The following is a 20,854-nucleotide window of genomic DNA, read 5'->3' as shown; positions in this document are numbered from 1 at the left end:
GGGCAGGACCGGTCCGACCCCCCAGGACCCACCCGCGCCCACCCCGGGCCCGGCCCCAACACCCCCTCCTTCCCAGGGGGCCGGGCCCGGGCCCCACCACCATCGCCACCGCACAGAGGAGCCCTCACCTATGACCAGCGCTGCGCCCGATCGCGGGTTTCACGTAGTTCTCGACGCCGACTCCATCTACCTCTCCGACGACGAGGGGGAGATCGTGATGTGGACACAGTCCGAATGGGTGGACGATCCGGAGCTCGTACTGATCATCGCTAATGCCATCACCATCGGCTACCAGTGCGGAGCCGACGCGGTGCGGAGCTGTATTACCTCCACATCCCAGGACACCAGCACAGTGAATCGTCAGGAGTTCATGGACAGGCTGCGTGAGCAGTGGGAGGCGCAGCCGATTGAGCAGTACGAGTTCCTCGGGCTGACCGGCATGGACTACAACGACTGGCTGGAGCACCGCCACGGCTGGCCGGTCGACGCGGCTGGCAACTGCCGCGTCCACTCGGAGCTGGAGAAGTTCCCGGCAACAGCCTGCACGGTCTGTTCGACCCTGATCAGACTGTACGAGGAGGGCGCGGTGGGGACTCGGTCGGCGGGGCAGTCAGGTGGCGGTGCGGCGGGCGAAGGCGGTGAGGCCGGGTAGGTCCGGTCGGCGCGCGGCGACCTCGGCCGACAGCGCGCGTACGGAGGGGCGGCGGGCCTCTTGCGGTGCGGCCCGCTCCACGAGTTGTAGCTGGGCGAACGCGGTCGGCACGTCGCCGGCGGCCAGCAGGGCGCGGGCGGTGTCGGTCGCCGCGCGGGCTCGGCGCTCCGGCGTGGGCAGCGCAGTCGGTTCCAGGCCCGCGGCGTACGCCAGGGCGCGGTCGACGTCGCCGAGCTTCTGGTGGATGCCGACCCGGTACAGCAGGCACTGCGCTGGTGACAGCTCCCCGCCCGCCGGTAGCCGTCCGCGGTCGCGGAGGAGGCGGACCGCGGTGTGTTCGGCCAGGGACGCGAACTGCTCGGCGGCGGAGGGCATTTGGGCCTGTGCGGCGGTGTATGCCGCGGTCAGGGCCACCATGCCGGACGCGTCCAAGACGGCCGCGGCCGGCCGGAGAGCGGTGTCCAGCGCATCGTGCGCTTCCCCGAGCAGCTGCAGGGCCGTGTCCGCGCGGCCCGTACGGCGCAGCGGTGTCGCGGCCGCGCGCGCGGCAGCCGCGAGGAGTACCGGTCGGCCCGAGCGCCGGGCCGCCGTCCCAGCCCGGACCGCGAAGGCGGCCGCCATGTCCATCTCGCCTTCCTTCACCGCCAGTTGAGAGACGAGCACCCATACCCCCGCCGCCCGGCCGGCGCCGACCGGGCCCGTTCGCTCGCTCTCGCTCGCGCGGGCCACCATCCCAGGGAGCACCTGGTGGAGCCGGTCGTACCTGCCGGCGGCGAACAGCCTGCGCGCGGCCGGCAGATCCCCCTCGGCCAGGTGCTGGCCGTGCCCGCCGGCCAGCACCGGTGTCGTGCCGCCCGTCCATAGCACCGCCGCGCAGAGCCCGGTGCCCAGTACCCTCCTGCGCTCCACGACCACGCCACCGTCCTCCCCTGCCGCTGTGTCCCGGGCGCCCCCGGGGTCTTCGGCCCGATCTTGCGACGATACGGGTCCGGCCGTGCCTCGGGCAGGGCGCACACCCGGTCGGCTCCGCGCGCCCCTTTCTGCACTGGCGCGCCGGGGCCGGTGACGAGGGCGGGCAGACGGCTGTACGGCGGCGGCCCGGAGGGCAGCGCGGTCTAGGGACGGCGGCGATCGGATGGGCCTCTCGCGCCTTCCGGCACCTGGCCCGGGGCACCGAGGCAGACGGCCCTCGTTCTCGTACGGGCTGGCGGCCGGACGGCGCCGCGTCTTACATGGGTGCCCTGTTGCGTATTCGCGTTTCAGTGTGTACTGTTGTTCTCGTAAGGCCAGCCGAAGAACCGGCCGAAAAGCCACCCGCCCAGCAGACCGCCGCCCGCGGCCTCGTCGAGAAAGACGAAGCGTCCGAGGTCACCGGCTGGATCTCCTGGAGCAGCCCCACACAAAAGCGGTCTTTCCCCATGGGGGCCGTCCGCGCCTACCCACACCACTCCGACGATCGTGAGAGCTCGCGTGTTCTATCTGATGAAGTGCCCCTGTTGCGGCCACCCGACGATGTTTCACGAACTGGAACGACACACCGCCCCGAGCCTCTTGATCGACCCCGAGACGGGCCTGCCGCCCGGCATCTCTCCCGACGGTCACCGTGTGACTCCGTCGCCAGAGGCCACGGCCCGAGCGCGTAGGCGACCCCTGTGCCAGTCGTGTCTCGATGACGTAGAGGACGGCGGCGCGGTGACCTTCTCCGTACGCCTGAAGGGCGAGCAGACCGCGATGGCCATCGCATCCGAAATGCCCCTCCTTGACGACGAGGGCCGGGTCATGGCCGTCCGCTGCCCGGCCGCCGGGTGCGGTGCGGTTGTCGATCTGATCAACGGCCGACTGGATCGCCACTTCGTGCGCGGCCAGGAGTGCCGGACGTCAGGCGTGCCGGTGATGGTCGGTGAGGGCTGATGGCCATCTACCGTCCCGGCGAGGTCAACTGCGGCCACTGCAACGAACCGACTGGGATCCCGGCTGACGACTGGGCCGGAGAAACCCGTACCGACGACGGCGACTACGTCGCCTCCGTCGACCCCTGTGTGCGCTGTGCGGTTCACACCTACGGCACCCAAGACCGCTGTCCCGACGACTGCCCCGACTGCGCCGAAAACGACGCCGCGTAAGGCATCGGGGCAAACAGATGCGGCGTTGATCTCAACATGAGCACCCCCGTCCCGGGAACCGGGGCAAAGAAGCGTCCCGCGAGGCGTCGCAAGGTCAAGAACGCTCGGACCGGCTCCGTGGGGAGCAAGATCCTGCCGGGCCGGTACAGCGATGAGGGCGAAAAGGGGCCCTGGTTCCGCCGTCTGGTTCGCCGCGCCGAGACGCGCAGCTGGCGGCGTGAGGCATCGCGGTTCTGACGGCTGCTCTCAACCAGGCCTTCGACGTAACGCCGGACGGCCGAAGAGCCGCCCACACACCAAACGCCGACAGGTCCCACTCCCCCGCAGGTGCGAGGGCGCCGGCCGAGTGACCGAAGCCCCTCTACTTCACCGCTGCCGACAACGCCCGCGGTGCTGCCCCTCTTCATGCGCGCCCGCCGTGGCGCTCGATCCTAGGAAGAATCGTGTCTGCTGATCTGCAGCTCCGCATCCATTCGATTCCCGCTGGCGAGGTCGTCGCGCTTCTCGACCTCATGCGGGAGCACAAACTTCGCGGCGAGTATGAGCGTGGTCCCGCCGAGGCCCTCACGCTGGGGCAGGTCTACCGCGCCCGGGACGCCGCACTGGGCCTCTGCGAGGAAGTCGCCGCGCGGCTGGAGGAGGACGCCCCGAACGCCGTGTTCGAGCTGTGGCAGGACCCTCACTGGAGCGCCGACGGGCACTACCACGCGTACGCCCCCGACTTCGGGCACTTCGAGGCTGGTTGCGATGCCGAGGGCGCTCCCCATGTCGGCGTGCACGAGCTCATCCAGCGGCTCAGCAGCAGCCCGGAAGCGACACTCGGCGACTGGATGGCGGGTGAGGGGGCCGACCTGCTCGGCGTCGCCGTGCTCGCCGTGGTGGGCAAGTACCGGGCCCAGCAGTCGTCAGCCTCCTGATCCGGGCTCGCTCCTCCCTCTTCTCACTCCGTCGGGGCCGGCTGGCCCGTGATGCGCGCGGAGACGCAGCGTCGCCGCTCCGCGATCGCCTGAGCGGCGACGCACGCCCTCGGCCAGGCCCTCGTCGGCCTCCCCACCCCACGATTCACTGGAGAACTGATCATGGCGGACATCCGCATGCGCTTCCTCGGGCACTCCTGGGAGCGAACCACCGTCTCTGCCGATGCCGGAGGACGCGAAGAGCTGTTCATCGCCCTCTTCCTCAGAGCGATGGAGACCGTCCCCGAACTGCTCGCTTTGCCCGGTGACCTGGAGGCGTACGCCGTGCGCTGGGACGGCGAGGAGGTCTCGATCTATCACCCGGATGTGGAGCAGGCCATCTTCCGCGCCCAGCCCGACCCCGAGGGCTCTGCGCAGGGGGGCGCTCCGGTCGGGACGCGGCCGCCCGAGCTGTGGCGCGAGGAGCGCGGCCACGGCTTCTACCCGGCTCCGGAGGTGCTGGCCGAGATCCCGGCTCTGTGGGCAACGGCCTTGGAGCCGCATGAGCACAGGGTGGTCCGCCTCCGGTACTCCTCCGCCTGGGGCCAGTGGTACGTCGTTGAGGTCGACGACGCGAGCGGCCGGGCCTACGGGTGGTCGTGCCTGGGGGGTGACCTGTCGCAGGGCGACTGGGGCCTGATCGATCTCCCGGCTCTGGAGTCATTCCGTCCGGACGGTGACCCGTCCCAGCTGGTCGTCCGCGATCTCGATTTCACACCCGATGCCGCGGCCAATGTCTTGCCGAAGGGCCGCCCTCACGATTCTTGCGGAGATGAGGAGTGCCCGGTATGTCCGCCCGACTTCATGGCGGCGTACGTTGCTCGGCTGCGGGCCGTGATCGCGGAGCACGGGTTCGCTATCCAGCCGGTTCTTGGTGATGAGGGTTCTGCCGCCTATTGCTACACCATCGGTCTGCACGAGTCTCTGGGGCAGGAGTTCGTGATGACCGGCCTGGACGTCCGGGTGATGCAGGGCGTACTCCATTCCGTCGTCGAGCGGTTCGCCGGATCGTCTGGTCCGGTTTCCGGTGAGGTGCTGAACGGGCTTCTTGCGGACGGATTCCAACTGCTCATGCGCCCCGTGGAGTCCTTGGAGCCCTTCGCGATGCTGCGTGCGGTGTACGGCCAGGAGATTGCCGTGCCGTATTGGCAGGCCGTGTGGCCCGATAGTGACGGCGTCTTTCCGAATGACGCTTCCTGCTCGCTTTCTCCTGGAACCCAGCCACTTCTTTAGCCCTATTTCAGGTTTCCGACTCTTTATGTTCTAGGAGATTCTTCTATGCGCCAGCCTGAACCATTGAATGCTATTGACGAGCTGCGGCTCTTCCTGGACTTCGCCGTTCCGCTCTGCGGCGCTGACATCGCGTACAAGCTCAGGCAACGGGGCCATTCGCGCGAGCAGGCCAAGGCGTGGCTACGTGGCGAGGCCGAGCGCGCTGGTGGCAGCCTGGGCGAGAACGGTGACGTGCTGCAGTTCAGCGATGGTCGTCCTCGGTCGGGACGCGCGCAGAACCGTGTGGTCCGGACCGCGAGCGAACTGGCGCGCGGCGTGGCCGCGGCGGCGCTGCTCGCCCAACTGGAGGGGAAGAGAGGTGTCGAGGCCTTCGGTGGCTTCTACGGTGCCACCGCCAAGCCCGGCGAACCCGACACGGAGCACGTCCAGGACGGCGAGGACGGTGCCGCCGGTGTCGCCGCTCGCGGAACCGGTCCTGTACGGAAGCCGGCGGCGTGAATGCCTTGCGGCAGTCTCCTCGCCGTGCTCGTCCTCGGTACCTCGTCCCGGCCGGTGAGTCGAGCTGGTGGAGATTCGGGCAGGGGCTCTCGGCGCTCCCGTTAGGCTCGCTGTGGCCCGTGCCGGAATGGAGAGTGCGGGACAGGCCCCGGTCCCCGTGACGGGACGCAGTACGGCCGGGGCCGCCACTCCCGTCGGTTGATCACGGGCGGCTCAGTCCAGGCGGGAGAAGTCGAGGTCCACCAGGATCTCCTTCACGTCGACGTTCTCGTCGCGGCAGAAGCCCCGAAGCTCGTCCCACATTTCGGGGACGCCCTCCAGAGCGCCACCGAGCAGGGAAAGCTGTCCGCGGTCCTCGTCGTACTCCTCGGCGTGGAGGCAGACCATCTCCGCCTTCTGGAGCTCGCGTACGACGCTGAGCAGCGTCGTACGGTCCGCCGAGAAACGCCTCAGCACCAGCTCGAAGTCCGTGGTCTCCTCGTGCACGACGAGGGCGAGCACCTGTCGGGCCATCCGCGTAAGGCCGCCGACACGCCCCGCGAAGCGGTTGACCAGCTCGAGGAAGTCCTGTTCGTCCTCCGGATCCTGGTTGGCATCCTCCCAGGCGAAGAAGCGGCGCATGGTGGTGGCGGGCTGGACCAGGGAGCCGTTGACCGTGTCGCGGAACTCGGCCTCGATGTCGTCGAGCGTGTACCGGTACTTGGCCTCGTGCTTCTGTTTGACTGCCCGCAGGTACCCGACCGTGTAGTCGTGCCGGGTGACGCTGCTGTCGATCAGGTCGTGGTGCACCCCGCACAGCAGCATCAGGTTGTCGAAGTCCCGCAGCTGTTCGACGTCCTTGCCGTCCCATGCCTCGTGCCGGGCGCTGCCGGGCTCGGCGCCGATGATGTGGGCGATCTTGCCGACCCAGGCGCCTTCATCTGTGACCAGCCGCGTTGAGCAGTGTGGGTCGCCCCAGGCGCATTCGTTGCCGGAGAACGCCCACAGTCGGCGCGCGACGCCGGACACCGGCTCCTTGCGGTTCTTGTCGGAGCCGTTCGTCCGCTTGGCCACAGCCCGCCCTTCCTTCGCCCTGACGACAACGCGCAGCGTAGTCCAGCGGGTTGAGGTGCGGCGGGCGTGCTGGCTGTCCGGCTGCTACCAGCGCAGGGTCGGCCGGGGGCGGGGGGCGAGTTCGGCCTGCTCGGCGACGGCGACGAGGCGCTCGGCGGTCTCTTGGCCGACCGCCTCGACGAGGCAGTCGAGGTTCGAGGCGATCAGGAGCCAAGAGCGCCGCGGCAGCAGGCTCAGGCGGGCGACGGCATCTGCGAGTGCTCCCGCTTCCAGGGCCATCATGGCCTGGACGTCGGGTGTGTCGGGCTTCAGCGGCACCTTGGCCTCGCGCACCAGGTCGACGGAGAGGGTCAGGTCGTCAATGACCGTGACGACGGTGGTGTTCTCGATCAAGCTGGGTTCGTAGCTGCGCCCGAGATCGTGGGCCTGGTGGACGGTGATGTTCTCCTCGCGGTAGCCGGAGGCGAGAAGACGGCGCAGCCCGGCGTAAGCGGCGTGGGACTTGCCGGACCAGTGTGGTCCCAGGAGGAGCAGGCGGGCGGTGTCGCCGGCCAGGATGGTGGAGCACCACTGGGCGATGGCGGGGTGGTCGGTCTCGGCATCGCTGAAGAGCGGGGGTACGACGGGCATCGGCACAGCGTATGTGGCCGCGTAGCTGGCGGTTGTGCTGGGTCTGATGCCGGGCGCCGCTGGCTGTCCGGGGTGCGGGGCGGGCCTGTTCTGGTGTGGGTGAACTTCGGGCGTTGTCGCCCGCGTCCGTGTCGTGGCCGGGATGATGTGGCACGTGCGGGGCCGCGGCGGCCGCGGGAGGGGGTCCAAGTGAGCAGGTGGGGAAAGCAGCAGGACCGGCTGGTGATTCGGGCCGTCGACGTGCTGTCGGGTGTGCTGAGCGGCGCGGCGCCGGAGCCGGCTCGCCGTGTCGTCGCCTCCCGGGCGCTGCTGGGCGTCGAGGAGTTGGTGTTCCCACTGCACGAAGAGCTGGTGCTGGCGGAGAACGCGGACGCCGCGGCTCGGGAGGCCACCGATGAGCAGTGGGCGGACGACGCCGCAGTGCGCCGGTGGGTGACCGAGACGCTGGCCGAGCACGCCTTTTCCTACAACGAGCTTCACGAGGTGTGGGAGGACGATCCGGATCACGTCGAGCCGCAGGGTGACCACCCGGTATGGGCGCTGCTGGAGCTGTCCCCCCTCGCGCGGCGCCTGCGGCTATGGCAGGAGGCGGCCGCGAAGACCGCGGTCAGCCTGGGCGACGACGTCGGCGTCGGCGCGCACCAGATCGGACACTGGGCGGCGGGCCGCTCCCGACCCGGGGATCGAGAGCGGGTGGCACTGGCCAGGGCACTGGGTGTCCATCCGGCGTGGCTGCACGCTTCACGCGACGAGCAGCCCGATGTGCAGCTGTACCGGGTCGCGTCCTGCCCGTGCGAGAAGCCGACCGCCATGGCGCGCCTTGGGCTGGGCCGAGAGGAGCCGGACTGGTACGACAGCCCCGCCGAGCAGGATGCCGCCGTGCACTGGTGCGGCTGCGGGCAGTCCTGGGTGAAGGACGCGGCCGGGTGGCTGCTGCCGCTGCCTCCGGGCGAGGATCCGACCCCGTCCGACGGGGACCTGGTCGACCTCGGCCATCCCCTCAGCCCCAGCCCCTCGGTGACGCTCGACGAGCCGTGGCCGCGGGCACTGTGGCAGCCTCCGGCCGGAAGGAAGGGCCGCGCCCGCACCGCCTACCGGGTCCCCGAACTGCTCACCCGCAAGCCGCAGCCCCTGCCCGTACGGCCGGATGTCGCGCGCGTCGTCGTGCCGGAGCCGGTGTGGGGTGCCGGTTCGGCGGAGCGGCTTGCCGCGAACGCGTCGTGGTGCCGCACCTGCCGGGCCCTGGCCGACGCGCCCAAGGGGGCGGCCGGCGGGCCGTGGGTTCTGCTGCACCGCAGCGAGCCGGAACGCGAGCTGAGCACCTGGACCTACCCCACCGAGAAGGACGCTCTGCACCACGGCGCCCATCTGGCTATGACATACCTGCAGCTGGACGACGGTCCCCTCGACCCCGTGGCGTTGGACCTGTTCACCGGCCAGGCGCATGCCCAGGTCATCGACCGGTTCCTCGAACTGCACCCCGAGACGACCCAGTTCGAGGTCGCCGAACTCGTCCCCATGCGCCCTGACGAGTTCTGAGCGCCGACGCGCTCCCTCGGCCGCGCCCGGTCGGGCGGTCAGGCGTCAGCCGTCGTCAGCCAGGCGATCCACGCGCCGTCCTGTGCCCGGCCCAGGTGAAGGTCCGGCGTGTGATCGGCCATGCGGGCGCAGATCCGGCCGTAGGCGCCGTGGCGGGCGGGGCACAGTCGGGCCAGTTCCTCGGGGGTGAGAGCCGCGAGGTCGTCGGGAAGGTTCTGGCCGGCCGCGCTCGCGCGTGCCTGGGCGCCTCGGCGACGCTCGACGGCGTCCCGGCGCGCGGCGAGCAGGCGGAACCAGCGCAGGTCGCTGTCGTCCTGGTCGCCCGCGGGGGTGTAGACGCACTGGCGCGCACCGTCCTCGTCGAGCTCGTCGACGACGGTCATGCCGATCGCCTCGAGCAGGCGGCACGAGGCGCGGTTGGCCTTCTGGGTGACCGCGACCAGCGGGCCACCGCCGGGGACGGCGTCCGTCCACCAGCTGACGGCTGCCGCGACGGCCTCCCTGCCCAGCCCTTCGCCCCAGGCCGCGGGGAGCAACTGGTAGGAGACTTCGGCGCGGCCCTCGCACCGGTGGTCGGCGCCGATGATCACCAGGCCGATCGGCCGCTCGTCGGCGACGCGGACGACGGTCCACGCGCCGGCCGTCGTCGGATAGGCGGCTGGCCGGGCGGCGACGCGCCCCTCCGTGACCGGACCGCCAAGGTGCGCGCGGACACGGTCGTCGGTCAACAACTCGCTCACCAGGGGGCCGTCTTCCCGTGTGACCGGCCGCAGGAGGAGACGGTGGGTGCGCAACTGGGCGGGCCAGACACGGCCCAGGGCGGTGTCGACGGATTCCATGGGTGCCACCTTGGCAGCGTACGGCTGCGCCCAGGCCGGCTTCTTGCGGAGACGGCACCGGCGGATGGATGGAGCCTACGGCCGCCGGCTCGGCGGCCGGTCCTGGCGGGTGTCGGGGCGGCCGCAGGGGTCGAACGGCCGATCGCGCTTTCGGTTCGCGTTCGACTGCCGGCGGGGGTGGTGTCGGTGGCGGCTGGCAGGCTGACCGGGACAGAGGCAATGCCGTTCGCAGCAGCAGGAGAGGGCACACCGTGGACCAGTTCAGGGGCTGGAAGAAGTACCCGCGCGTCATCGAGGGCGCTCTTGCACGCGGCGGCTACGCAGATGCCGAATTCGCGGTGCGCCGGGCAGAAGCGCGGGGTACGACGGAGGCCTGGTGGTCGTGGATCGGCGGCACTGCGGAGCTGACCGGCGAGGAGTGGCCTGACGGGCTGGAGCTGGTGTGGAACTCGTCGACGGGCTGGGCGTACCGGGAGCGAGGCGGTGACAAGCTCATCGCGTTGCCGGTGCCGGTGCTGGCGGCGCCGGAGGCGATCATCGCGCTGCTGCCGGCTCTCATGGACGGGCGCCGCGACCAGCTTCCCGCATCCGAGGACCGGTGGGAGCACGCCGCGATCCTCGTGAGGTGGGCGGACTCGGCCGCGATCCTCGGCGACGACAAATACGACGCGGCCTATCAGCGTGAGGAGGAGGAAGCCGCGACGTTCGACCGGTGGCAGGCCGAGCTGGACGACGTTCTGCCCGTCGCGGGGCAATTTCCCGTGGAGGCCGGCGGCACCGCCGGGGCCGACGGGGACGCCGCCCACGGGTCCAGTGACGCCGGCGGGCCGGACGCGGCGGAGCGGGCCCGGCGTGCGCACGTGGACATCATCCTGCACTGGGCCCTCAAGGCTCGCGATGACCGCAGCCACTCCCCGGACCCGGAGGTGTTCGGGGCTCTGTGCGACTTCTTCACCCGCGCCGTGGTCTTCCCCGGGCTGATGGACCCCGACGACGGGCAGCGCCACACCAGCGACCCGTCGCGTGCCCTGGCCCACCTGCTCATCCAGCACCTTGAGCAGTACGGCATGGACCTGGATGACCTGCCCGAGCTGGTGGCGCCCGATACGTCCGTCGCGCCCGTCGGTGACGCATTGGCCGAATGCGTCGCCCAGGCACTTCGCTCCAGCCGCTGGTTCAGTGACGCTGCGTCCAGCAGCGGGCAGGTGGTGTTCCACACCGTGTTCGGCGCCCGCGGAACTCTCCAGGTTGCCGACGAGGCGGGCGGTAACGGCGTGTAGGTGTAGGAGGCGAGGGACACGACCGATGACCGTAACCGCCGCCGACTCAGTCAGTCCTCGAAGTAGGCCTCGTACCAGGCGTCGATCTCATCGGCGGCGAGGGGAATGGCGGAGATGGCGGTCAGGACCCGCTGAGGCACGGACCGAGGATCGCTGGCGGCCAGTTGCTCCAGGTCGGCATTGCGCAGGGCCGCAGCGCCGGCGCGGTGACGGTCGTCGAAGTCCTCGGCATCTTCGACTTGTGCGGCGGCCGTGAGGTAGCAGGTGACGAATGGGTCCATGGCAGCGCGGTGCGCCGCGAGGTGGCGTCGGTACTCAGGGCTGTCAGGCAATGCCGTGTTTGCTGGTTCCCCATCGTGTGTTCCGGGCGTGCCGCACCAGACTTGGACGTACCCCAGGAGGGAGCGTGTGTAGTCGTCGGGGTCGTCGGGGTCCGCAGCATCGCGACGCCAGTGTCCCTCGGCCGCGCTCGCTGCGGTGTGTGCGCGATAGCGCAGCCTCGACAGCATCGACGCCAGGCCGGAGAAGCTGAGGATGGCGTCGGCGTGGGCGGCGACGATCACGCCGTGGATGGTCAGGTCGGTCTGCTCATCGACCGGTCGGGGGAGCAGGAGCCGCCTCTTGCGCGGGTCACGCATGTAGTGCATCGCAACGCCGGCGGTCCTCGCTGCGCTCTCGGCGAGCAGGATCGCGGCGGCCGCGGAGGGGGCGTCGCGCTTCTCCCACGTGTGCACGTACTCGTTCTCGCGCAGGGAGGGCGCAGCGACGCTCACCGTGTAGGAGTCCGCTTCCGCCTTCAGTTGCAGGACGCCGTCGGGATGGCTCGTCGGCACGTTCAAGTGCAAGGCCTTGGACCCTTCAGGTCGGTACCAGGACCAGGGCGTTGCTGGCCGAGTGGCTGCTGCCAGGGCCCAGTCCAAGAGCCAGATCAGCGTGTCCTGTCCAAGGGCGGCGACGTCGTCTTCAAGTTCTCCTGCAGCGGTGAGCGACTCTGTGAGGGCGTGCTCCTCGGACAGGGTCAGCATGCCGAGCATGTCCAGGTCTCCAGTGAATGCTTCGACCAGCCGTTCTGCGCCGGGCGGGGTTACGGCCTCGTCAGTATGAGCGACCCAGGCGATGTCCAGGTCTCGGCGACGGTTGGCTGCCCATCCGCCACCGTCGAAGAGGGAGACGAAGTGCGGATCGGCCAGCGCCTCCTCGGCAACCGTTAGTGCTGCCTGGGCCGCGCGCAGGGTCAGCGGCACGGCGGGTACTCCTGCCACCTTGCACAGCGCTTCGGAGAAGTCGGGAATCAGAAACCCGAGGCCGTCACCCGCCTCACTCATCAGTCGGCTTATCGCCGCGCGGACATTGACGGCGGTCGGTGAACGGTAGGCCGGAGCTGACGGCCACAGCTCGAGCGGGACGGCCACCGATTGCCACAGCGGTACCGCCGAGGGGGCTCCGCCAGTGGCGTCGTACAGGTAGGGCTCACCGCGGTGCTCGGCAATGAGCAGTTCGATCGTCGGACTGCCCACCTCGGAGTCAGTCAGGAGGTGGATGCGGCGCAGGGTGGCCGAGAGCAGGGGAACGATCGGTGACAGATAATCGATGCGGTTGTCGTGGGCCGGCGCACTGCCCGTTTGGCCGGCGGAGTGTTCTGTCCAGTTCATGGCCGCGCGCCAGTCGGACTCTGACGTAGCGACAAGCACTACGCGGGCGCCGACGAGGGTCAATGCGATGCCGTGCTCCTCGGCAGACCAACGCAATGCCGCTCCCGCAGGGACGGTGCGCAGGGCTGTTGCTGCCCAACGGGGGAGTTGCCGCGGCGCCACGCGGATCAGGATCTCGCGAGGCCGTGGGGTCACCATGATGATCCCGAACGGGCCGCCGGTCAGCGCCGGTCGGTGCAGACCGTACTCGGAGAGCAGGGCATCGAGCAGGAGTGCCTCACCCATGGCCTGACTCTCGACCGCAGTGGGAATCAAAGTGTCTTCCTGGCACTCTTCGCTGGCCAGCCGGAAGGGCTCACCCGTGGCCCATCGGCGTACCTCCCCGGGGAAGGTGTACTCAGGCTCCTCGTCGTCGTGGAAGACATCCCGACCAATGCGTCGAGGTCGAGGGTCGGTGATCATCTTTGCTCTCCTACGTCGGTAGCGGTCTCACCTGCTACAGGTGTGGGATCGCCGGTGCGTGTGACAGCCGTCGAGAACTTTTTTGTAAGCGGAGCCGGACGACGGATTAACGGCCGTACGTAAGCGTGAACTTCCGATCTGGTGGCCGCAGTGTGTAGCGGTGGATACTGCCGGGGTGGTGAAGGATCTGAAGGGCGTGCTGGCCGCGCTGGACGCCCACGAGCCGGACTCTCTGCTCGGACTGCACGAGACACAGTGGCTCGACGCAAAGAGCGGCCCGTACCAACTGGCGGACCCCAAGGCGGTCGAGGAGATCACCAAGGACGTCGCGGCGTTCGCCAACGGGGGTGGCGGGGTCATCGTCATCGGCATCGCCACCCGCCTGGAGCATGACGAAGAGGTCCTGGACCAAATCGTCGGCCTCGACCCGGCCGCGGTGAACGCGGACCAGATCCGCAAGCTGCTCCGTCAGCGGATCGTCCCGGCTCCGCGCGGCGTGCGGGTCGGATGGTCCGGTAGCGACGGAGAGCGGGTGGCGTTCATCGACGTCCCCGCGCAGGCTGTCGACACGCTCTTCGTCGTACCGGCACCGCTGGGCAAGCCCGGTTCGCCTCGCACCGACACGGTCGCCGTTCCGATGCGGGACGGCGACAGCACGTACTGGTTGCCGCGGACCGAGATCCAGCAGCTGCTCTCCGCCGGTGTCCGGGCCTCCGGCATGCCCACCGCCCAGGCCCTCACCGAGCTCGTACGGCAAGCCGTCTCCGAAGCCGGGCCCGGCAGCGGGCTGCGCGTCGGCCAAGGCCTGCCCGATCGTGAGCGGGAGATGAGGGCGGCCTACGAGCAGCTGACCGAGGCGGGGCTGGGAGAGCCGGCCGGGGAGGCGTGGACGCAGGGCGCGGCCGCGCTGCAGGACCTGCGGCATGAGGTCGACGGCGAGCCGGGCTGGGTGCTGTGCCTGGTGGCCGGGCGCCCTCCGGTTGTCGTCGCCGAGCCGGTCTGGCAGACGATCGTCGAAACAGGGCGGCGCGCGCCGGGCGGCCAGGACCCGCTCGCGGCCGTCGGCTTGCCCCGCCCTCCCGCGGGCACGGACACCTCGTGGGTGATCCCGGCCGACGCCCGAAGCGTGGACCTCGAGGGCGGATCGTGGGGCGCGGGCCGCTTGACGTGCTCGGGGCGTGGCGTGTGGCGGTGGCAGCCGCTCCCCCGCTTCAGCCTGAACCAGGGCCGCTCTGCCTCGATCGGGACCGCCGGCCAGACGCCGTCGCTGCGCCTGCGAGCCCTGGTGAACCTGCCCTGGGCCGAGGCGAGCACGCTGGAGATCAGCAAATCCCGGCGCACGCAGCTCGAACAGCAGCTTCCGTACAGCGCGGTGGCCGGCGCGGTGACGATGCTGTCCCGGCGCAGGGGCGCGGAGTTGCCCGCCGCTCGCTGGGAGCCGGGGCCCTTCGGCAACTCGGGCCGTTCCATCGGCTACACGTGCACGATCGCCGGGCCGGACGGCGGCCCGGCCGTGAAGGCCTCCGTCATGCTCGCCCTGCCCACCACGATGGAGTCCACCGTGGTCGCCTGCGCGGACGTCCTGATCGAGAACCCGGAGGCGTGGGCAGCGGCCCTCGGTCCCGGCTGGGACACGCAGTTGGGCCTCGACGAGGTCCAGGCCGTGCTGCTGGCCGCGTGGGAGACGGCCGCCGAGCTGCTGCCCGACGTCGTCGGCGACCCGGCCGGACTGTCGTGGGCCGCCCCGCCCAGCAGCGAACTACGGATGACGTGCGAACAGCCCGCCGACAACGGCGTCCTGCCGGGACTGGACACACTCATCGACCTGGCTCCGCTCGGTCCGAACGACGGCGGCCCCAGGTCGCAGCTGGCCGTCGCCATCACCGCGGCGCCGGCCATGGACCGAGCCGAGCGGCAGCGCCTGCTACGGGAGGCGCTGGTGCACATGGCCCACGCGTTCGGGTACGTCGACGCCGAGGTTGACCTGCTGTAGGACTCTCGCCGGGGACGGGGGCGTCACCCGGCGGCCTTCCAGGCCAGTGCTTCATCGTCGGGGCGGGCGAGTCGGTCGTGTTCGGAGCGGGCGGCCTCGAGCAGGCGACGCCAGGACGTGACCAGTGGGCGCCGTCGCAGGAGGGCTCGGCGTTCGCGCTCGGTCATGCCGCCCCAGATTCCGTGCTCGATCCGGTGGTCGAGGGCGTGGGCAAGGCACTCGGTGCGCACCGGGCAGCCGGTGCAGATGGCCTTGGCCTTGTTCTGTGCCGCGCCTTCGACGAACAGCTCGTCGGGATCGGCGGTTCGGCAGGCCGCGTGCTCACTCCAGTCCTGATCATCCCCGACCACCCCGATGCCGTCCTCTCCCTAATCCGGCCCCCTACCCTCCCCCGGGCAGGCGCAGTCCGGAAACGGTACGGCACGAACACAGGGCGTAGGAGATCGCCGAGAGACGGCAATCCGTTCGGGTGACGGGGGCTTGACGGCGGTCCTGGTGGTGCTTGGCGTCTCAGCCGGGGGCCGAGCAGCCGGGCATCGCCGGGAGCGGGGCCTCGCCCGTCACGGTGCTGATCCGTCGCCGGATCGCGGCGAACATCTCGGCCCGCTCGGGCTTGACCGGGTAGTCGAAGCGGTCGTAGCGCAGTTGGAGGGTGGCGGTGTTGTCCGGGGACTTCAGGAGGATCAGGCCGAGGCTTTTGCCGGGGGCCAGGTCACGGTGTCCTCGCAGTTCCAGCGGAAGACCGTGCTCCGGGTCGGTGAGGGCCTGGACCAACTCGGCGCGACGCAGGCCGGTGTCGGCATCGTGGTCCAGCTCCAGGACCCACCACTCCCCCAGCCGGGACTCGTGGCCGGTGACGACTTGAGGGACGGCGACGGTGTGCAGGAGGCCGAGGCGGCGCAGCAGCCCGCTGGGGAGCCAGGCCGCGTCACGCCAGGTGGATTCTTCGTAGGGCAGTGGCTGGCGCTCGTCTTCCCAACGGCGTTCGTGGGCGGTCCAGGTGTCGCCAGCGAGCCAGCTGGCCTCGCCGCCGTGGTCACGGATGCGCTCGGCGAGCGCGGCTTCGGCCTTCTGGAAGGCGCGTCGGGAGGGTCCGGTGAGCCGGATGCTGGTCGGCTGTCCGAGGCGGCGAAGCTCGATGCCGCGCTCGCTTCGTGCCGTGATCCGGCACCCGTTGAGGCCGTGGATCTCGTCGTCGCCGGTACCCACGCTCACCCGCCCGGGCAGCAGGCCAGCCAGCAGGCTGTCGAGGCTCGCGTTGCTCTCCAGGTGGAGCCTGATGCCGTCCGCGGTGGGCTTCACGTACTGGATACCGAAGGGGAACTCGAAGAAGTTCCGCTGGGAGCCGAGAACCCAGTAGAACACCTCGGACTCGAGGAGGAGTTGCTCGTGGTGGGCGGGAGCCGGGATGAGAGGGGCGCGCCGCGGGAGGCCGGCGACGACCTCGCAGGCGAGCTGGCGGGGAGCTCCGGTGTAGAGGGCGTACGTCCGGGCCCGGCTGCTGGTCTGGGTGGCCGACATGGCGGGTACCTTTCGCTCCGCTCCGTCGGCCCGCGGAGCGTGAGGAACAGGCACTGGTGTGCGGTGGTGCGGTCGGTGAGATGGTTCTGATCGAAGCCGAGCTTCTTCGCCTCCGCCTTGAACCAGTGGGCCGAGGTTCGCGTGAGGAGCAGCAGACCGATGCCGCAGGGCGCCACCGTATCCCTCGGGCTCGACTCGACGGGGGCGCCACGCCGTTCGTCGGCTCGGGGCGCCGACTGCTATCGCACATACGTACGCGCTGCCTCGGTGGGGACGAGTCCGTCTCCACGACGATGTCCTGGATGTCGGGCCAGGCCCACTTCCGCGCCCCGGGTGGCCTACTTGGCGGCCCAGTAGCCCAAGTTGTTGCGGTTCCCCTCCGCCGCCCGGCGCGGCGCGTCCGGCGATCCCAGCAGACCGTACGGCAGATACCCGGACCGGACACCGAGTTCCCACCCATGGACCTGGACGGCGAGGCAGGCCAGGGCGAGGGTGCCGAGGGGGTGGAGGGACCGGGGCGCGGGATCACCGGCATCGGCCTCGATGCTCTCCCGGTACGCGACCAGCCGGGCGACGAGGGCGTCCTCGAAGGCGTGCTGGTCGTCGTCGAGGAGTACGCGGAGCAGCCGCTGGTCCGCGCTCAACGCGTCACCGACCTCGTCGAGCCGCCGGGCGGCCTCCGCGCGCTCCTTGGCGTCCGGCTTGCGCAGCGGAACCGTGGGCCAGTCGCGGGGCAGATGCCCGGCCGCCTCGGTGAGATAGGGGCACAGGGCGTCCATGGCGGCCAGGTCGGCGGGGTCGGAGACGGAGGTGTACCGGTTGTAGGGCACGCCGTCACGGATGGCGGGCGCGTAGTCGCCGCGCAGCAGCAGCCCGGTGACCCGCTCCCAATCCCACACATGCCCGCTGACGACACACATCTCGAACATGTCGAGCCATGTCCGAGCGGTGGGCGCCTCCTTGACGACGTCCCGGAAGGTGATGGGCCCGTCCCCGAACTCGTCGTCGTACGGGTCCGTGCTGATCCGCTCCCCGACGAGGGGGAACCGGATCTCCTGGTCCCCGTCCGGGAAGCACATGATGCTCAGCACTCCGTGCACACACTCCGCGGCGGTGACGGCGACCGTGCCGGCCGCAGCGTCGAGCCCCGGCTCCGTCACCGTTCGCGCGGCGACATGGTCGAGCAGTTCGTCCGCCATGGCCCGGATCAGCGTCGGCGAGATGCTGCCGTACCGCAGCGAGTGCCACCGTGTGTAGGCACGCCCGTCGATGTCGTCGAGCGCCTCGGCCAACCGCTGCTTGCTGATCTGATGGCATGTCACATCCCGCACGGACCCCGTCCCTTCATGAACTCCACGACTGGACGGAGCACGTTATCAACGGCCACTGACAGCACTTAGCTCGCGAGGCCGGGCAGGAGATGTTGGTCCGGTGCGGTATACACGAGGAGATCACAGACCGCCGCACTGTGAGGCGGCGCACCGGGGGTAGGGGATGACCGTTCCGCACGTGAGTACCGCGCTTCGCCCGGGGGACTACCTCCAGATCGCTTCGGAACGGATGGCCGTCGACGGCGTGCCGGACGGCGAGGGGTTCGCCCGGATCGAGCGGGTGGAGGTCATCACCGACATCGGTTTCCTGGCTCCCGGCTCCACCCACCTGCGTACCCGGGCAACCCGGCAGATCGCGGTCGTGTTCTGTCACGGCATGCCGGGTCCGGTCATGTTGCGTGAGGGTGATCAGTGGACCCTCGGCGAGGTCGACAGCGGCCGGGCCCGCTGGGATTCCGCCCATCCCTGGTGGCCAGAGACACCAGAGCCCTTGTTCACCGGAAGCCGCTTGGCCGCCGGACCGCACCCCTTTCGCAGCACCATCCACGGCCCCGACCTCGTGGCGCCGGCCGCCGCGTCCGAGCCGCAGCCGCCGCGCCAGCGGGCAGCCTCGTTCGAGAAACCCGCCCATATGGTCATGGTTGGTGACTACCTGCAGATCCATGCCCTGCGGCACCCGAAGTGGGACATGCGTATCGACGAAGGATTTCACCGTGTCGAATGGATCGGCCACCTCGCCGGTGACGCCCTCGACGCGGTGCTGAACGATCCTGCCTGGGCGCGCGGTCGCCTTACCCTCGCCTCGGTCCACGGCCTGTCCGGCATCCTCGTGCTGCCCGAGGTTCAGGTGACCGTCCTGATCCAGCCCAACCCGGAGCGTCGCCGCTCCGACGAGGACGAAGCCTGGCACGAGGGTCCCTTCTACGAACTGGCCGGTGTCACCGAACCCGACCTCACCGAGCAGCTCCACGCCGATGCCCGTCTACGGCCGGAGCCGCCTGGCTCGGAGGCCGCTCTGTACCCCAGCAGGTTCAGCAGCCCCGCCCAGCGGGCTCTGCACCTGGACGGCGTCACCGGCATACGCCCCGTCGCCGCCTCCCAGCTTCCCTGGCCGCATGGCCTGTTCAAGTGTCCCTACGGTGAGCGGGCGAAGGCCCTGGCTGCCACCTACCCCAAGGGTCACAGCAAGACCGCCCACGCCGAGCTGTTCGCCCGGCTCGGCGATCAGGACTTCGCCGCCTGCCCCTACCATCAGGCCGACGACTGGAGGGCGATCACCGCGGCCGTGCTCGCCTTCGCCCGCGCCGAACCCGACAGCGACGAACAGGACCGGCTCTACCGCGCCACGGACCTGAGCGAGCGGGACCGCGCCTGGTTTCGCTCCCTCATCGGAGGGGGCCACATCTGGTGGGACACCGGACAGCAGAATCTGACCAACGGCCAGCACCGCCTGTGCGCGCTGCGTGCCGCCGGCATCGAGGTGATTCCCGTCTACGGCCGGCACCTTCCCGACCACGACGAGACCACGCCGTCCCAGGACGCGCTGACGCACGCCAGGCGCACCGTGGAGGACTTCTGGCTTGCCCACGTCGCTGCCGCCCTCAAGCCGGGCCGCCTCAGCACCCACCTGGCCCGGCTGCTCGCCCGCTACCCACGTCTGCGAGCTCTGCTACCGAGGAGCCGATAACGCGCTGGGCCCCGGATGGAGGGAAGACGAGTGGCGGGGTTTCCGGGATTAGATGGGCGGCAGCCGATGGTCACGCCGGATCCGGCGAGTATGCCCCTGGACGCCGCGCATCGGGGAACACAGTGTGCAGGGATTGACCGCCAACGTACCGAGCGCAGGCTGCCGGCTCGGGTGGTCAGCGTCGGAAAGCTGCTGCCTTGGGTCCGGGTTTGATCACCAACGCGTTCAGCGGTCGCGCCCGCGTGGGCTGTACTACCTCCAGCCAGCCGTCGGCGCGGGTGACGCAGTACGGGATGCTCTGGTAGCCCTGCCACTTCCAGTTGACCCACCAGCGGGGTTCACTCCGGTGTCCCGCGAGGCGTCGCGGTGTAGGCAGCCGCTGACCGGCCAGCTCGACGTCGTCGAGGTCGACCGCGAGTTCCTTCATGAGGGCCAGACCCGCCAGGGCAGCGCGGCGCAGCGGGCTGTCGTCGTTCCACCGGCGGAAGGCCCAGCGCATGTCCGGGGTCGCCAGCAGGTCGGTGTCGTCCGGCGCGTCGGAGAGCGTGATGCGCGAGATGGTGATGGCCTCTTGCTGCTGCCACTCGATCAGTTCTGCCCGGATCGGGCGGGGGATGTGCCGGTCGAGGCCTTCGAAAGCGTCGATCATGTCGTGGCGCTCGGCCCGGCCGGCTTCGGGATCCTCGTCGATCGCGTGGAGCACGCCGAGAGCTTCGGTGAGCGTGTCACCCCGTTGCCACAGCGGGAGCATGAGGGTCCCTTCGGCCTCCAGTTGCTCACGCGCCGCGTCCTCGAACTGGAACTGCAGCCCGCGGGATGACCCGGCGAGCGCGCGGCGCAGCGGCGCGTAGGGGTTGCCGCCGGAGAAGATGGCCTGGACGACGGCCTGGTTCATCCGTTCGTCGCGCTCGAACCGAACAGCGACGTCGACGTCGTGGGGCTCGGTGGCGCCGCGTGCGAAGCTGCCGAACAGCCACACCCGCCGGACCAGGTTGAGGGGCCATTCCTGGGGGCCGTCGAGCCTGTGAAGCATCGCTTCGATCAGTTCGACAGCTCGCGTTCGCTTCATGTGGCTCCCTCGATCCCGCTGGCCACCAGGGTAGTGGCGGACGAGGACGTTGAATTCCACCCGCCGATGGCCATCCCTCAGAGGGGTGAGGAGTGGTCCTGACGAGGCGCGCGGTCGAGAGCTGTGTACGTCGTGGCGGGACGGTCGTGGCCGGTGATCAGGCCGGATCCGGCGGAGTATGCCCCCGGACGCAACGCACGGGGGGACGCGGCGTCCGGGGGGACTGCTGCTCAACGTACCGCGCCAACTGGCCTCTTATCGCACATATTCGGGGATTCGGATCACGGGGCGTGGCGCGGACTCGGTCTGGGCGGAAGAGCGGGATGCCGCGGAGAC

19 protein-coding genes are annotated in these 20,854 nt (G+C 70.2%); 10 read left to right on the top strand and 9 right to left on the bottom strand.

The genetic code is table 11. From position 1 onward, the window contains the following. Positions 1-130: 130 nt before the first annotated feature. On the top strand, positions 131-652 hold the full coding sequence (locus IG88_RS0132505) for a hypothetical protein (RefSeq protein ID WP_031049083.1): 522 nt from the start codon (positions 131-133) through the stop codon (positions 650-652). Here IG88_RS0132505 and IG88_RS0132500 read toward each other — a convergent pair. Continuing rightward, a complete protein-coding gene (locus tag IG88_RS0132500) occupies positions 611-1,561 on the bottom strand; it encodes a transcriptional regulator (RefSeq protein ID WP_158854144.1) in 951 nt (316 codons plus the stop codon). The two genes, IG88_RS0132505 and IG88_RS0132500, sit on opposite strands and share 42 nt — an antisense overlap. A 783-nt stretch (positions 1,562-2,344) precedes the next feature. Between IG88_RS0132500 and IG88_RS41945 the strand changes: the two genes are divergently transcribed. The 5 genes from IG88_RS41945 (at position 2,345) to IG88_RS41935 (ending at position 5,462) form a co-directional block, all read left to right on the top strand. Then, on the top strand, positions 2,345-2,563 hold the full coding sequence (locus tag IG88_RS41945; protein ID WP_234332406.1) for a hypothetical protein: 219 nt from the start codon (positions 2,345-2,347) through the stop codon (positions 2,561-2,563). Continuing rightward, positions 2,563-2,775 (top strand): hypothetical protein, encoded by a 213-nt coding sequence (locus IG88_RS0132490; RefSeq protein ID WP_031049077.1) that lies wholly within the window; start codon positions 2,563-2,565, stop codon positions 2,773-2,775. Before IG88_RS41945 ends, IG88_RS0132490 begins: the two co-directional genes overlap by 1 nt. Before the next feature lie 443 nt (positions 2,776-3,218). Next, positions 3,219-3,692 carry a hypothetical protein gene (locus IG88_RS40440; protein WP_051842915.1) on the top strand — a complete coding sequence of 158 codons (474 nt, stop codon included), beginning with the start codon at positions 3,219-3,221 and terminating at the stop codon, positions 3,690-3,692. Between the two features lie 162 nt (positions 3,693-3,854). Continuing rightward, positions 3,855-4,964: a DUF4262 domain-containing protein gene (locus IG88_RS0132480; RefSeq protein ID WP_031049075.1), complete on the top strand. Its 1,110-nt coding sequence runs from the start codon at positions 3,855-3,857 to the stop codon at positions 4,962-4,964. A 45-nt stretch (positions 4,965-5,009) separates the two neighbouring features. Further along, a complete protein-coding gene (locus IG88_RS41935; RefSeq protein WP_199807525.1) occupies positions 5,010-5,462 on the top strand; it encodes a hypothetical protein in 453 nt (150 codons plus the stop codon). A gap of 213 nt (positions 5,463-5,675) precedes the next feature. Here the strand turns inward: IG88_RS41935 and IG88_RS0132470 are convergent, their stop codons facing one another. Both IG88_RS0132470 and IG88_RS0132465 read right to left on the bottom strand, forming a co-directional pair. Then, a complete protein-coding gene (locus tag IG88_RS0132470; RefSeq protein WP_031049071.1) occupies positions 5,676-6,515 on the bottom strand; it encodes an HNH endonuclease in 840 nt (279 codons plus the stop codon). 84 nt (positions 6,516-6,599) lie between these two features. After that, the gene (locus IG88_RS0132465) at positions 6,600-7,145 is read right to left on the bottom strand and encodes a hypothetical protein (protein ID WP_031049068.1); all 546 of its coding nucleotides are present in this window, start codon (positions 7,143-7,145) and stop codon (positions 6,600-6,602) included. Positions 7,146-7,334: 189 nt separating this feature from the next. Here IG88_RS0132465 and IG88_RS0132460 point away from each other — a divergent pair, with 189 nt between their 5' ends. Further along, positions 7,335-8,684, top strand: coding sequence for a helix-turn-helix domain-containing protein (locus IG88_RS0132460; RefSeq protein ID WP_234332405.1), 1,350 nt, complete (start codon positions 7,335-7,337; stop codon positions 8,682-8,684). Between the two features lie 38 nt (positions 8,685-8,722). Here the strand turns inward: IG88_RS0132460 and IG88_RS40710 are convergent, their stop codons facing one another. Next, complete coding sequence (locus IG88_RS40710; RefSeq protein WP_063760660.1) at positions 8,723-9,523, bottom strand: GNAT family N-acetyltransferase; 801 nt, start codon at positions 9,521-9,523, stop codon at positions 8,723-8,725. Between the two features lie 251 nt (positions 9,524-9,774). On the opposite strand from IG88_RS40710, the gene IG88_RS0132450 reads away from it, so the two are divergent. Beyond that, the gene (locus IG88_RS0132450) at positions 9,775-10,803 is read left to right on the top strand and encodes a hypothetical protein (RefSeq protein WP_031049063.1); all 1,029 of its coding nucleotides are present in this window, start codon (positions 9,775-9,777) and stop codon (positions 10,801-10,803) included. Between the two features lie 50 nt (positions 10,804-10,853). Here the strand turns inward: IG88_RS0132450 and IG88_RS0132445 are convergent, their stop codons facing one another. Continuing rightward, on the bottom strand, positions 10,854-12,917 hold the full coding sequence (locus tag IG88_RS0132445) for a hypothetical protein (RefSeq protein ID WP_031049062.1): 2,064 nt from the start codon (positions 12,915-12,917) through the stop codon (positions 10,854-10,856). A gap of 175 nt (positions 12,918-13,092) precedes the next feature. Here IG88_RS0132445 and IG88_RS0132440 point away from each other — a divergent pair, with 175 nt between their 5' ends. After that, complete coding sequence (locus IG88_RS0132440; RefSeq protein ID WP_031049059.1) at positions 13,093-14,910, top strand: RNA-binding domain-containing protein; 1,818 nt, start codon at positions 13,093-13,095, stop codon at positions 14,908-14,910. A gap of 23 nt (positions 14,911-14,933) precedes the next feature. Here the strand turns inward: IG88_RS0132440 and IG88_RS0132435 are convergent, their stop codons facing one another. The 3 genes from IG88_RS0132435 to IG88_RS0132425 form a co-directional block, all read right to left on the bottom strand. Continuing rightward, complete coding sequence (locus IG88_RS0132435; protein ID WP_037837186.1) at positions 14,934-15,260, bottom strand: WhiB family transcriptional regulator; 327 nt, start codon at positions 15,258-15,260, stop codon at positions 14,934-14,936. A 160-nt stretch (positions 15,261-15,420) separates the two neighbouring features. Continuing rightward, the gene (locus IG88_RS0132430; RefSeq protein WP_031049057.1) at positions 15,421-16,431 is read right to left on the bottom strand and encodes a hypothetical protein; all 1,011 of its coding nucleotides are present in this window, start codon (positions 16,429-16,431) and stop codon (positions 15,421-15,423) included. A gap of 338 nt (positions 16,432-16,769) precedes the next feature. After that, the gene (locus IG88_RS0132425; protein ID WP_031049055.1) at positions 16,770-17,762 is read right to left on the bottom strand and encodes an immunity 49 family protein; all 993 of its coding nucleotides are present in this window, start codon (positions 17,760-17,762) and stop codon (positions 16,770-16,772) included. Between the two features lie 178 nt (positions 17,763-17,940). Between IG88_RS0132425 and IG88_RS44625 the strand changes: the two genes are divergently transcribed. After that, positions 17,941-19,449 carry a hypothetical protein gene (locus tag IG88_RS44625; protein ID WP_234332404.1) on the top strand — a complete coding sequence of 503 codons (1,509 nt, stop codon included), beginning with the start codon at positions 17,941-17,943 and terminating at the stop codon, positions 19,447-19,449. Positions 19,450-19,624: 175 nt separating this feature from the next. Here IG88_RS44625 and IG88_RS0132410 read toward each other — a convergent pair whose 3' ends face one another. Next, positions 19,625-20,518 (bottom strand): nucleotidyltransferase family protein, encoded by an 894-nt coding sequence (locus IG88_RS0132410; RefSeq protein ID WP_031049053.1) that lies wholly within the window; start codon positions 20,516-20,518, stop codon positions 19,625-19,627. Between the last annotated feature and the right edge of the window lie 336 nt (positions 20,519-20,854).

Source organism: Streptomyces sp. NRRL F-5650 (assembly GCF_000721365.1).
GTDB classification, from domain to species: domain Bacteria; phylum Actinomycetota; class Actinomycetes; order Streptomycetales; family Streptomycetaceae; genus Streptomyces; species Streptomyces ardesiacus.
Note: the sequence above shows the minus strand (reverse complement) of the source record. Positions and strands in the feature narration are given on the sequence as shown.

Coding starts and splice junctions, on each gene's coding strand:
- IG88_RS0132505 (WP_031049083.1), top strand. CDS start 131: ATGACCAGCGCTGCGCCCGATCGCGGGTTTCACGTAGTTCTCGACGCC.
- IG88_RS0132490 (WP_031049077.1), top strand. CDS start 2,563: ATGGCCATCTACCGTCCCGGCGAGGTCAACTGCGGCCACTGCAACGAA.
- IG88_RS0132480 (WP_031049075.1), top strand. CDS start 3,855: ATGGCGGACATCCGCATGCGCTTCCTCGGGCACTCCTGGGAGCGAACC.
- IG88_RS41935 (WP_199807525.1), top strand. CDS start 5,010: ATGCGCCAGCCTGAACCATTGAATGCTATTGACGAGCTGCGGCTCTTC.
- IG88_RS0132465 (WP_031049068.1), bottom strand. CDS start 7,145: ATGCCCGTCGTACCCCCGCTCTTCAGCGATGCCGAGACCGACCACCCC.
- IG88_RS40710 (WP_063760660.1), bottom strand. CDS start 9,523: ATGGAATCCGTCGACACCGCCCTGGGCCGTGTCTGGCCCGCCCAGTTG.
- IG88_RS0132445 (WP_031049062.1), bottom strand. CDS start 12,917: ATGATCACCGACCCTCGACCTCGACGCATTGGTCGGGATGTCTTCCAC.
- IG88_RS0132430 (WP_031049057.1), bottom strand. CDS start 16,431: ATGTCGGCCACCCAGACCAGCAGCCGGGCCCGGACGTACGCCCTCTAC.
- IG88_RS0132410 (WP_031049053.1), bottom strand. CDS start 20,518: ATGAAGCGAACGCGAGCTGTCGAACTGATCGAAGCGATGCTTCACAGG.